General features: G+C 68.3%; 12 protein-coding genes. 11 read left to right on the plus strand and 1 reads right to left on the minus strand.

Going from position 1 to position 12,412, the window contains the following annotated elements; all coding sequences use genetic code 11:
* Nucleotides 1-19 precede the first annotated feature (19 nt).
* From SMAL_RS12080 to SMAL_RS12100, 5 genes are all read left to right on the plus strand, one after another.
* The gene (locus SMAL_RS12080; RefSeq protein ID WP_012511390.1) at nt 20-1,027 is read left to right on the plus strand and encodes a cyclase family protein; all 1,008 of its coding nucleotides are present in this window, start codon (nt 20-22) and stop codon (nt 1,025-1,027) included.
* 296 nt (nt 1,028-1,323) lie between these two features.
* Nucleotides 1,324-1,938 (plus strand): translesion DNA synthesis-associated protein ImuA, encoded by a 615-nt coding sequence (gene imuA / locus SMAL_RS12085; RefSeq protein ID WP_012511391.1) that lies wholly within the window; start codon nt 1,324-1,326, stop codon nt 1,936-1,938.
* A gap of 9 nt (nt 1,939-1,947) precedes the next feature.
* Nucleotides 1,948-3,357, plus strand: coding sequence for a Y-family DNA polymerase (locus SMAL_RS12090; protein ID WP_012511392.1), 1,410 nt, complete (start codon nt 1,948-1,950; stop codon nt 3,355-3,357).
* Between the two features lie 6 nt (nt 3,358-3,363).
* Nucleotides 3,364-6,474: an error-prone DNA polymerase gene (locus SMAL_RS12095; RefSeq protein WP_012511393.1), complete on the plus strand. Its 3,111-nt coding sequence runs from the start codon at nt 3,364-3,366 to the stop codon at nt 6,472-6,474.
* Nucleotides 6,475-6,555: 81 nt separating this feature from the next.
* Nucleotides 6,556-7,062, plus strand: coding sequence for a hypothetical protein (locus SMAL_RS12100; RefSeq protein WP_012511394.1), 507 nt, complete (start codon nt 6,556-6,558; stop codon nt 7,060-7,062).
* Nucleotides 7,063-7,164: 102 nt separating this feature from the next.
* Here the strand turns inward: SMAL_RS12100 and ptsJ are convergent, their stop codons facing one another.
* Entirely contained in the window at nt 7,165-8,451 is a 1,287-nt protein-coding gene (gene ptsJ / locus SMAL_RS12105; RefSeq protein ID WP_012511395.1) for a MocR-like B6 salvage transcription factor PtsJ, read from the minus strand.
* 76 nt (nt 8,452-8,527) lie between these two features.
* Between ptsJ and SMAL_RS12110 the strand changes: the two genes are divergently transcribed.
* From SMAL_RS12110 to SMAL_RS12135, 6 genes are all read left to right on the plus strand, one after another.
* Entirely contained in the window at nt 8,528-9,301 is a 774-nt protein-coding gene (locus SMAL_RS12110) for a YggS family pyridoxal phosphate-dependent enzyme (protein WP_012511396.1), read from the plus strand.
* The gene (locus SMAL_RS12115) at nt 9,298-9,999 is read left to right on the plus strand and encodes a glutamine amidotransferase (RefSeq protein ID WP_012511397.1); all 702 of its coding nucleotides are present in this window, start codon (nt 9,298-9,300) and stop codon (nt 9,997-9,999) included. The genes SMAL_RS12110 and SMAL_RS12115 overlap by 4 nt, the downstream gene beginning before the upstream one ends.
* Nucleotides 9,996-10,220 (plus strand): hypothetical protein, encoded by a 225-nt coding sequence (locus SMAL_RS12120; RefSeq protein ID WP_012511398.1) that lies wholly within the window; start codon nt 9,996-9,998, stop codon nt 10,218-10,220. The genes SMAL_RS12115 and SMAL_RS12120 overlap by 4 nt, the downstream gene beginning before the upstream one ends.
* Before the next feature lie 97 nt (nt 10,221-10,317).
* On the plus strand, nt 10,318-10,824 hold the full coding sequence (locus tag SMAL_RS12125) for a hypothetical protein (protein ID WP_012511399.1): 507 nt from the start codon (nt 10,318-10,320) through the stop codon (nt 10,822-10,824).
* 127 nt (nt 10,825-10,951) lie between these two features.
* Entirely contained in the window at nt 10,952-11,461 is a 510-nt protein-coding gene (locus SMAL_RS12130) for an RNA polymerase sigma factor (RefSeq protein WP_012511400.1), read from the plus strand.
* Nucleotides 11,458-12,384, plus strand: a complete 927-nt coding sequence (locus SMAL_RS12135) for a FecR family protein (RefSeq protein WP_012511401.1) — start codon at nt 11,458-11,460, stop codon at nt 12,382-12,384. Before SMAL_RS12130 ends, SMAL_RS12135 begins: the two co-directional genes overlap by 4 nt.
* The last annotated feature ends 28 nt before the right edge of the window (nt 12,385-12,412 follow it).

The raw sequence follows: 12,412 nt of genomic DNA on the forward strand, positions 1-12,412 counted from the left end.
CCCTGCAAGGAGACTCCCCATGACCCCACGTACCCTGGCCACCGCGCTGGCCCTGCTGCTGGCCGGCACCGCCGCTTCCACCACCGTATCCGCGCACGAACGCGTTCCCTCCGGCCAGCAGGTCGGCACCAGCCCCTGGGGGCCGAAGGACGAGATCGGCCGCCTCAACCTGATCACCGACGCCTCGCGCGCAGCGATCCTGTCGCGGGTCAGTGGCGGCAAGGCCTATGACCTGGCCACCGAATACTACGTCGGCATGCCCAGCTGGCAGGATGCCGGCGACCCGCACTACCAGTTCTGGATGACCCACACCCCGCGCGGCACGGTGATGGATGATCCGATGGGCGTGGGCGAGACCATGAACCTCACCCGCAGCTACACCGGCACCGCATTCTCGATGTACAGCCACACCGGCACCCACATCGATGCGCTGAACCACTTCGGCATCCACGGAAAGATCTGGAACGGCTTCGAGGCCGACAAGCACCTCGGTGACCGTGGCTGGAACGTCACCGGCATCGAGAAATTCCCGCCGCTGATCGCGCGTGGCGTGCTGATCGACGTGGCCGGCGCCAAGGGCGTGGACATGCTGCCGGACAGCTACCGCGTCACCCGCCAGGACCTGAAGGATGCGCTGGCACGCCAGCAGGTGAAGCTGCAGCAGGGTGACATCGTGCTGATCCGCACCGGCCGCATGCGCCTGTTCGAGCAGCCCAAGGCCTACATGGCCAACCCGCCGGGCATGGGCCTGGACGCCGCGCGCTTCCTGGTCGAGGACAGCGGCGCGATGATTGTCGGCGCCGACAACCTCAGCTTCGAGACCTTCCCCTCGGAGGTGTCCGACGACTACGTGCCGCTGCACACCTACCTGCTGGCCCAGCAGGGCGCGCCGATCATCGAGCTGGTGGCGCTGGACGAACTGGCCCGCGACAAGGTCTATGAGTTCGCCTTCATCGGTGGCCCGCTGAAGATCCGCGGCGGCGATGCCGCGCCGCTGCGCCCGGTGGCGCTGCCGGTGCGCCCGTAACCGGGAGTGCCCGTGCCTGTAGGTGCCGCCCCTGGTCGGCACCGTTTTCCCATCCACGCATGGCGTGGATCTACTGGAGAGAACCCTGGTAGATCCACGCCATGCGTGGATGCTTTAGCCCTTCAGCAACCTGAAACCCGACCTTCCGATTTAATTAGTAATTCTACTCACAAGGCGAGTAGCATGTCCGGTCTCAGCCCCTGATACCGGCCCGTCGATACTCGCGCCATGCCCGCCGTTTCCGCCCGTTCCTGCCGCTTCCAGCCCGCTCGGCGCCTCCCTTGGAGGACCGGCTGATGGGTGCTGTCGTCGCCCTCGACCGGCTGCTGGACGGGCGTCAGCTGTGGCGCGGCCCGGCTCGCCAGGGGCCGGCCAGCGACCACCTGGCCAGCGGTCACCCGGCACTGGACGCACGCCTGCCCGGCGGTGGCTGGCCGGCCAGCGGGCTGTGCGAGGTGCTGCAGGCCGCGCCCGGCGTCGGCGAGCTGGCGCTGGTCTGGCCGGCGCTGGCGAAGCTGAGCCAGCGCGACCGCCCGATCGTGCTGGTCGCCCCGCCCTACCGCCCGCATGCCCCGGCCTGGGCGGCTGCCGGGCTGGACCTGGCCCAGCTGCAGATCATCCACGCCGCACCGAAACAGGCGCTGTGGGCCGCCGAACAGTGCCTGCGCTCTGCGGCCTGCGCGGCGGTGCTGTGTTGGCCACACCAGGCCGACGACCGCTCACTGCGCCGGCTGCAGGTGGCTGCCGACAGCGGCCAGTGCCTGGGCTTCGTGTTCCGCGAGGCGCAGGCAGCGCGCAACCCCTCCCCGGCCAGCCTGCGCCTGCAGCTCGACCACGGCCAGGTACGGGTGCTGAAGTGCCGTGGCGGCCTGCCACCGGCGCAGCCGTTGCCACTGGCCATCGCCCACTGAGGCCGCGTCATGCATTGGGCCTGCCTGTTGTTGCCGCAGCTGGCACTGGACAGCGTGCTGCGCCTGCAGCCGGACCCGCAGCGGCCACTGGTGCTGCTGCAGGGGCCGGCACAGCGTCGCGTACTGCGTGCGGTCAGCCCATCGGCACGCGCAGCGGGGCTGCGCCCGGGCATGCTGCTGTCGGCTGCGCAGGTGCTGGTGCAGGACATGCACCTGCACGACTACGACCCGAACGCCGAACAGCACACCCGGCAGCTGCTGGCCAGTTGGGCCTACGCCTACAGCTCGCAGGTCAGCCTCGATTTTCCGCACGCGCTGGTCATGGAGATCGGCGCCAGTCGCGCCCTGTTCGGTGACTGGCTGACGATCGAAAAGCGCCTACGCAACGAACTGCATGAACTCGGTTTCCGCCACCGCCTGGTGGCCGCGCCCACCGCGCATGCCGCGCGCGTGCTGGCCAACGTCCACGACGGCCTCGGCATCGATGCGCAGCAGCTGCCAGCGGCACTGGCGCAGTTGCCATTGCCGCGCTGTGGCCTGCCCAGCGAAGCGGTGACCGTGCTCGGTCGTTCCGGTCTGCGCACGCTGGGTGCGGTGCTCGAACTGCCGCGCGACAGCCTGGCCCGGCGCTTCTCACCCGAGGTGCTGCAGCAACTGGATGCGCTGCGCGGCCTGCCCACCGCGCCACTGCGCTACTACCAGCCACCGGATCGTTTCGATGCGCGCATCGAATTCGAATACGAGATCGAATCCAGCCAGGCCCTGCTGTTCCCGCTGCGTCGCCTGCTGCTGGACCTGGCTGCGTTCCTGTGTTCGCGCGATGGCGGCGTGCAGCGCTTCGACCTGCATTTCGAGCATGACCTGCTGCCGGCCAGCGTGCTGACCATCGGCCTGCTGGCACCCGAGCGCGATCCCGCGCTGCTGTTCGAGATCGCACGCAACCGCATGGAAGCCTTCGCCCTGCCGGCCGGCAGCCGCGCACTGCGCCTGCAGGCCGAGCAACTGCCACCGTTCGTGCCCGCAGCGCGTGACCTGTTCGATACCCGGCCGGCGCAGGCGATGCCTTGGAACCAGCTGCGCGAGCGCCTGCGCGCTCGGCTCGGCGATGACGCCGTGCAGCCGCTGGCGGTGCAGGCCGACCACCGCCCCGAGCGCGCCAGCGGCACCCAGCCTGCGGCCAAGCCACCGGCATACTGGCCACTGCGCCCCGGTTGGCTGCTGGATACCCCACAACCGCTGCGTGATCCGCGCCTGCGCATCGTCACCGGGCCGGAGCGGATCGAATCGGGCTGGTGGGACCAGGCCGATGCGCGCCGCGATTACTACGTGGTGGAAACCGCGCATGGCCAGCGCGGCTGGGCTTTCCGTGACCGCAATGATCCGCATGCGCCGTGGATGCTGCACGGCTGGTTCGGCTGAGCCGTCATGTACAACGAACTGCCCGGCTACGCCGAACTGCACTGCCTGTCGGCCTTCAGTTTCCAGCGTGGCGCCTCGATCGCCGAAGAACTGTTCGCGCGCGCCGCTGGCCAGGGCTACCGCGCGTTGGCGATCACCGACGAATGCTCGCTGGCCGGCATCGTGCGCGCCTGGCAGGCGGCGAAGACGCATGGCGTGGCGCTGATCGTCGGCGCCGAATTCCAGGTCGAGGACGGGCCGAAGCTGGCCCTGCTGTGCACCGACCAGGCCGCCTACGCCGGCTTGTGCCAGTTGATCACCACCTGCCGGCGGCGCGCGGCCAAGGGCGAATACCGCTGCCTGCGCGAGGACCTGCTCGGCCTGCCCGACGGCCTGCTGTGCCTGTGGCTGGACCGGCAACCGGCCGCCATCGATCTGGAACTGTTGCGCGCCGGCTTCGATGATCGGCTGTGGTTGGCGGTGGAACTGCACCACGAACACGACGACGCACGCCGCCTGCAACAGCTGCAGGCCTTCGGCGAACGCCACCGCCTGCCGCTGGTGGCCAGTGGTGATGTGCACATGCACGTGCGCCGCCGCCGCGCCCTGCAGGACACACTGACCGCCATCCGCCACCGCTGCAGCGTGGCCGAGGCCGGCTGGCGCCTGTTTCCCAACGGCGAGCGCCACCTGCGCCCGCGTACCGCACTGGCCCAGCTGTATCCGTCCGAACTGCTGGCCGAGACCCTGCGCATCGCCGAGCGCTGCCACTTCACCCTGGAGCAGCTGCAGTACACCTATCCGCGCGAGCTGGTGCCCGAGGGCCACGACCCGGACAGCTGGCTGCGCGTACTGGTCGAGCGCGGCATCCCGTGGCGCTGGAAAGGCGGCATCGAACCGGCACAACGCAAACAGATCGAGCACGAACTGGCATTGATCCGGGAAAAAAACTACGCCTCCTACTTCCTCACTGTGCAGGACATCGTGCGCTTCGCGCGCAGCCAGGACATCCTCTGCCAGGGCCGCGGCTCGGCGGCCAACTCTGCGGTGTGCTTCGTGCTGGGCGTGACCGAGATCGACCCGGCGCGCAGCAACCTGCTGTTCGAGCGCTTCATCTCCGCTGAGCGCGATGAACCACCGGATATCGACATCGACTTCGAGCACGAGCGCCGCGAGGAAGTACTGCAGTACGTGTTCAAGCGCTATGGCCGCGAACGCGCTGCGTTGACTGCGGTGGCCATCAGCTACCGTGGCCGCAGCGCGATCCGCGACGTGGCCCGTGCGCTTGGCCTGCCGATGGACCAGGTCAACGAACTGGGCGCGGCGATGGACCACTGGGGCGGCCATGTGCCGCTGCCGGAGACCCTGCGCGAGCGCGGCTTCGATCCGGAAACACCGCTGATGCGGCGGTTGCTGGCGCTGACCGCCGAGCTGATCGACTTCCCGCGCCACCTGTCGCAGCACCCGGGCGGCTTCGTGATTTCCGAGCATCCGCTGTCGACCCTGGTGCCGGTGGAGAACGCGGCGATGGCCGACCGCACCGTCATCCAGTGGGACAAGGACGATCTGGATGCCACTGGCCTGATGAAGGTCGACTGCCTGGCGCTGGGCATGCTCACCGCCATCCGCAAATGCCTGGCGATGCTGCAGCAGCATGGCCTGCACAGCGGGCGCATGGATGCGATCGAGGATGACGACAAGCCCACCTACGACATGATCTGCGCCGCCGACACCATCGGCGTGTTCCAGATCGAGTCGCGCGCGCAGATGGCGATGCTGCCACGCCTGCAGCCACGCGAGTTCTATGACCTGGTGATCGAGGTGGCGATCGTGCGCCCCGGCCCGATCCAGGGTGACATGGTCCATCCTTACCTTGAGCGGCGGCGGCTCCTGCGCGAACAGGGACCGGACGCGTTGAACGACCCGGACAACCCGCTCTACCCGCCGCAGCTGAAGCGCGTGTTCGCGCGCACCCTCGGCGTGCCGCTGTTCCAGGAACAGGTGATGCAGCTGGCGGTGGATGCGGCCGGCTATACCCCGGGCGAGGCCGATGCCCTGCGCCGCTCGATGGCCGCATGGAAACGCCGTGGCGGGCTTGAACCGCATCGCGAGAAGCTGCTGGCCGGTATGCTGAAGAACAACTTCAGCCGCGAATACGGCGAGCACCTGTTCGAGCAGATCAAGGGATTCGGCGATTACGGTTTCCCGGAAAGCCACGCCGCCAGTTTCGCCCTGCTGACCTATGCCAGCTGCTGGCTGAAGTGCCATTATCCGGCCGCGTTCACCGCCAGCCTGATCAACAGCCAGCCACTGGGTTTCTACAGCCCCGACCAGCTGCTGCAGGACGCGCGCCGGCATGGTATCCGCGTGCTGCCGGTGGACGTGCGCCACAGCGACTGGGACTGCACCCTGGATTTCAGCAAGGGGCCGGCCGCGATCCGGCTCGGCCTGCGCCTGGTCGATGGCTGCAACGAGCCCGCCGTGCGGGCCATCATGCGCGAACGTGCGCGGCGCCCGTTCGACGATGTGGGCGACCTGTGCCAGCGCACCGCACTGGACCGCCGCCAGCAGGGCCTGCTGGCCGATGCCGGTGCGCTGCGTGGGCTCAGCGGCCATCGCCATCGTGCACGCTGGGATATCTCCGGTGTGGAAAACCGGCTGCCGCTGTTCGACCAGGCCCGCGCCACCGCCGAAGCCCGCGTGCCGCTGCCCCTGCCCAGCGCCTGGGAAGACATGCAGGCCGATTACCGCAGCACCGGCACCACGCTTGGCCGCCATCCGATCTCGTTCCTGCGCGCACAGCTACGCAGCCGCGGCTGCCTGGATGCCGCACAGCTGGCTGGCCACGGCCATGGCCGGCGCGTGCGTATCGCCGGCCTGGTGCGCATGCGCCAGCGCCCGCAGACCGCCAGTGGCGTCACCTTCCTCACCCTTGAAGACGAGACCGGCATGGTCAATGCCGTGGTCTGGCGGCACCTGGCCGATCGCCAGCACCGGGTGCTGGTCGATACCCAGCTGATGCAGATCGATGGCCGCCTGGAACGCGTTGATGGCGTGCAACACGTCATCGTGCAGCACATGCACTGCCTGGATGAACTGCTGCAGGGACTGCGCAGCCACAGCCGCGATTTCCACTGACGATACACAACGTCACACAACGAACTGGCCATTGCCGGTCCGCATCCGCTATCGTCGGCACATCCAAGGAAGGACGACCCGATGTCCCGTGCGCTGCTGCTGACCACCCTGGTGGTCTCGACCCTCGCCCTGCTTGTTTCCGGCTGGACCGCCTGGAACCTGCATCGCAGCCAATCGCCACAGCGCATCATCGAGGCACGCGGGCTGATCATCCACGATGCAAGCGGCCAGCCGCGGGTAATCCTCGGCGCACCGGTTCCCGATCCGCTCAGCCAGGGCCGTACCCAGGGGCCGCGCGCCACCGCCCTGTCCGGCCTGATCCTGCTCGGCCCCGACGGCTCCGAACGCGGCGGCTACGGCACCAGCGACCGCGGCGGCGAAGCCCTGCTCACCCTGGACGATGCCACCGGCACCACCGAAGTATTCAAGGTCGTCGCCAATCCGGACCGTGGCGCCAGCCTGATGGTCAAGCACCAGAACAACACCGGCGCCATGCTCACCTCCTGGCAGGGCAAGCCGGAGCTGATGTTCGTCGATGACAGCGGCCAGTCCTACTACGTGCGCCCCGGCGCCAACGCCGCACCCTGATCTGCTTCTGTAGCGTCGAGCCATGCTCGACTGCTTCTACACAACAGCAGCCGAGCATGGCTCGGCTCTACAAAGGCGAAGCAAAGTCGAGCAAGCTCGACTCTACAGACCGCACACCGCCGCCAGATCATCGGCCAGCTGCCGCAGCTGCGCCGATCCCAGCGCCGCACACGTAATGCGCAGGCCATGTCCCGGCGCTGCCACCGCGAACACTTCGCCTGCGCGCACATGCCATCCGCGCGAAGCCAGTGCCAGCACCTGCGGATGGCTGTCGGTTGGCAACGGCAGCCACAGGTTCAATCCTTCCATCGGCTGCGGTGTCGGTACGCCACGCGCACGCAGCAGTTCCTGCAGCGACTGCAACCGCTGCTGGTAGCGCTCACCTGCCGAGGCGATCTTCGCCCGCTGCGTTGCCGACGCCAACACCGAAGTCGCTGCATCCTGCAGCAGGTGGCTGACCCAGCCGGTGCCGGACGCCAATCGCAGCCGCAACCGCGATGCGGTCTCCTCATCGCAGGCCAGCCAGGCCAGCCGCAGGTCCGGACCCAGCGGCTTGGACAACGAACGCAGCAGCGCCCAGCGCCGGCCATCCAGCGGCAGTACCGAGTGATAGGCCTGCTGCGAGAGCAGCGCATAGTGATCATCGATCAGCACCGCCACCTGCGGGTAGGCCGCCAGCAACTGCCGCAACGCCCGTGCCCGTTTCGCATCCAGGCTGGCCCCGGTCGGGTTGTGCGCGCGCGGCGTCAGCAGCACCGCCCGTGCGCCGGCCTCCAATGCCGCACGCAGCGAATCGACCTGCATGCCATGCGCATCCACCGCCACCGGCAACGGCGCGTGACCCACGGCGTTGAGCACGTTGAGGCTGCCGAGGAAACACGGATCCTCCACCGCGATGCGATCACCCGGCAACAGCCACGCCGCCAGCAGGCGTTCGATGCCATCGACCGCGCCATGGGTCAGCTCCAGCGCATAGCCCTCGGGGCAGTCCGCATCCAGCGAGGCCCGTGCCAGCGCCTGCAATCTCGGGTCGACCGTGCCCACGCCGTACAAACGCGGCGCCGCCGGCGCCAGGCGCAGGTTCGGCAGCAGGCGCGGATCCGGATTGCCACCGGCCAGGTCCTGCAGCGCCAGCCCCGGCGTACTGCCCTCCCGCGCCAGCGTCGGCGGCAGCCCACGTACCACCGTGCCGCGACGGCCAGCGGTACTGGCCAGGCCCGCCGCGTCCAGGCGCTTGTAAGCAGCAGCCACGGTGTTGCGGTTCACCCCCAGCTGCTCGGCCAGCTCACGCACCGGCGGCAGCACACTACCAGCCGGCAGGCGGCCCTTGCCGATGCCATCTCGGATGCTGTCGAAGATCGACTCGGCGCTATGCCCGGTGATTTTCATTTTGTCCTATGCCAAAATATATCTTGTCCTGTGCCAGTGTATCCCACCCTGGCCATCCTGCATTGGAGGTGCCCGCATGCCCCTTGCCGCTGCCGACTGGCCCGTCGCCCAGTCCATTGAACAGATCGCCGCCAACCTGGTCACGGTGCGCCAACGCATCGCCGATGCCTGCGCCCGCGTCGGCCGGGACCCGGCCAGCGTGCGCCTGCTGCCGGTCAGCAAGACCGTCGATGACGCCCGTATCCGCATGGCGGTGGCCGCCGGCTGCCAGGAACTGGGCGAGAACAAGGTGCAGGAAGCACAGCGCAAGGCCGAAACGATGGCCGACCTGGGCGTGCACTGGTCGGTGATCGGCCATCTGCAGACCAACAAGGCGCGCTACGTGGCGCGCTTTGCCAGCGAGTTCCAGGCGCTGGACAGCCTGCGCGTGGCCGAGGCCCTGCAGCAGCGCCTGCAGCTGGAAGACCGCACGCTGGATGTGTTCGTGCAGGTCAACACCTCGGCCGAGCCAAGCAAGTACGGACTGGAACCCGACGCGGTCGAGGCCTTCGTGCAGCAGCTGCCGGCCTTCGATCGCCTGCGCGTGCGCGGCCTGATGACCCTGGCCATGTTCACCCCCGACGTCGAGCGCGTGCGCGCCTGCTTCGTGCGCCTGCGCGAACTGCGCGACAAGCTGCAACGCACCGCCCCGCCTGGTCTCGACCTGTCGCAGCTGTCGATGGGCATGTCCGGCGATTTCGAAGTCGCCATCGAGGAAGGAGCCACCGTGGTTCGTGTCGGCCAAGCCATCTTCGGCGCCCGCGCCACCCCGGACAGCCTCTACTGGCCGAACAGCGGAGCCCTGGCATGAAGCACGCAGTCGTTCTGCAACACGTCGCCTTCGAAGACCTCGGCACCCTGCAGCCTCTGCTGTTGGCACAAGGCTGGCAGCTGCAGGTGCTGCAGGCCGGTATCGATGCGCTCGATCCGGTCGACTCTGCCGAGCTGCTGGTAGTGCTTGGTGGGCCGATCAGTGTCAACGATGCGGATACCTATCCGTTCCTGGCCGAGAGCATCACCTTGCTGCAGCGTCGCCTGCAGCAGCAGCGGCCGACCCTGGGCATCTGCCTCGGCGCACAGTTGATGGCCCGCGCGCTCGGTGCCAGCGTCGCTCCCAGCGGTGGCAAGGAGATTGGTTTTGCACCACTGCTGCTGACCGATGAAGGCCAGCGCTCACCACTGCAGGCACTGCAGGGCATTCCGGTACTGCATTGGCATGGCGAGACGTTCGAACTACCAGCGGGTGCACGCCGCTTGGCCAGCACGCCGGCCTGCCGCCACCAGGCCTTCGCCATCGGCAACCACGCGCTGGCCCTGCAATGCCATCCGGAACTGGACGCGCGCCAGTTCGAGCGCTGGCTGATCGGCCACACCCTGGAGCTGGCCCAGGCCGGCATCGATCCGAATGATCTGCGCGCGCAGGCACGCCGCTACGGCGCACCACTGGCCGCTGCCGCCACCGCGATGTTCGACCATTGGCTGCAGGACCTACCGGAGATGCCGCGATGAACTACCGATTGCAGATCCACCGCGATGGCGTCTATTGGGGCCACTTCGACTGCAGCGGTCCCGATGCCCTGCGGCGCATGGACAACATCGCCGCGCAGCTGCCTGCCGATCAGGGCTTCCAGTTGCAGCGGCAGAAAGGTGTCGGCGAAGAACGCATCCTGTCCAGCAATGCCGATGGCCTGCGCGTGCTGGCTTCGCAGATCCAGTACTGCGACATCTGACGATCGTCACGGTAGTGCCGGCCGCTGGCCGGCATTCGAATCTGCCGGCCAGCGGCCGGCACTACCCGATAGCATCCCGTCATGCCACTCTTCCGCGATGTTGACCCTGCAACGCGGCAGCCACCACGGGCTGCTCATCGCCCCGCGCTGGCCCTCCACCCGCATCCAGATTGAAGCGCACGTGCTGCAGCGCCTGCTCGATGCCCAAGCGCTGCTACCTGCCGAACTGCGCCTGCTGCTCACCCGCGGCTTCGAACCCTGCCACAGCCACCTCGGCGGCTTCCGCCGCGCGGTGCGACGGCTCGGCATTGCCCTCTTCCGCACCTGCTACCCGCGGCGCCACGATGAAGTCGACGCCATCTTCGGCGCCAACGGCCACGACATCGATGGCCGCCATGTCGATGTCTCACTGGTACTGCACGGCAAGCGGCTGCGGCTGCTGCCCCTGGGCGTGTTCACCCCGCCGCGCTGGCAGCACCGCCGCGTCGCCCAGTATGCCGAGCCGGTCACGCGGGTGAAGCGCAGCCTGCAGCACTGCGGATTCGTGCTGCATCACAACCCGACCGAATCGTTGCAGATCCACTGCGATTACCCACCACGGTAACCCCACGGGCGGCCGTGCGTCGTTCACCGCCCGCACTCGCTGATGCAAATGATTCTCTTTTGCTGTAAGGTGCAGCCGCTGCCCTTGCCGCCGCGGGCTGTTCCCTTTCCCAGTTGTCGCCCGCCCCGTGTCCACGCCTGTCGAACCGACGGATGTCGCGCATCTGTGCGCGGCCCATTACCGGCCGCTGCACGCCCATGTCCGCCGCAAACTCCCGCAACACAGCGACGCCGATGACGTCGTCCAGGAAACCTGGCTGCGTGTCGTCAAGGTCGCCGCCAGCGGCCTGCTGAACAATGGCCGCGCCTATCTGTACCGCGTTGCCCACAACCTGATCGCCGACCACTACCGGCAACGCCAGCGCCGTCGCGAAGAGGCGTTGGATGACGCGCAGCTGCACGCCATCGCCGATCCTGCACCGCTGCCGGAGCAACGCCTGCTCGACGCCGAACAGCTGCGCCATCTCGATGCAATCATCGCCGCGCTGCCGCCGCGATCACGCCAGGTGTTCCTGCTGGCCCGGGTGGAGCAGATGGCACTGGCCGAGATCGGCCGCCAGCTCGGCATCAGCCGGCAGACCGCGCATGGCCATCTGCTGCGTGCACTGGTCGCCCTGCAGCAGGTACCGGGCGCATGAGCCAGGACGCGATCGCGCGCGAAGCCGCACGCTGGTGGCTGGATGGGCACGACGGTGGCCGCGACGAGAACGCGTTCGACCAGTGGTACCAGGCCGACCCCCGCCATGCTACGCAGTACCAGCATCTGCAACACCTGTGGCAGGCCGGTGCGACGCTGCCCAGCCTGCAGAGGCAACAGCAGCGCAGGCAACGCCGTCGCCTGCGCGAAGCCGGCATTGCGGTTCTGTTGCTGTGCGCGCTGGGTCTCTACAGCCGCCATGTGTCGCCGCCCGTAGCGCAGGTCCTGCGTACGGCCGCTGGCGAGATCCGCGAGGAGACCCTTCGGGATGGCTCGCATATGCTGTTGTCGCCGGGCAGCGAAGTGCATGTGCGCGTCGACGCACAGCGCCGCCAGCTGCAGCTGCAGCGAGGGCAAGCCTGGTTCAAGGTCGCCGCCGATGCCGACCGGCCATTCCAGGTACACACCCCACAGGGCACCGTCACCGCACTGGGAACCGCATTTGATCTGGCCGTGCAGGGCGACAGCAGCGTGGTCACGGTCACCGAACACAGCGTCCGCGTGGAAAGCGGCGCCAGCAGCGTGCAGGCCAGCGAGGGCCAGCAGCTTCGCTTCAATGGAAACACGCCGGCGATCGCGACAGAGGCAGACAGCAGTGTCCTGGCCTGGCGCGAACGGCGCCTGCACTGGGTGTCGGCCCCCCTGGCTGAAGTCACCAGGGGCCTGGACCGTTGGCATGGCGGGCACACGTGGGTCGTCGGCGAGCGCCTGCGCCAGCAGCCGGTCACCCTGCTCGGCAGTGCCGACGGTGCGGCCAGCAACCGCGACCAGCTGGCCACGCAGCTGCATGTGCGCGTGCTGCGTCTCGGCGCGGGCATGCAGCTGTGGTTGCCGCCACGCGGGGAACAGCACGATGCACCCTGACATCGGCCCTGCCACTGCGTCTACCCAG

It is taken from the genome of Stenotrophomonas maltophilia R551-3 (genome assembly GCF_000020665.1).
In the GTDB taxonomy this organism is placed as follows: Bacteria; Pseudomonadota; Gammaproteobacteria; order Xanthomonadales; family Xanthomonadaceae; genus Stenotrophomonas; species Stenotrophomonas maltophilia_L.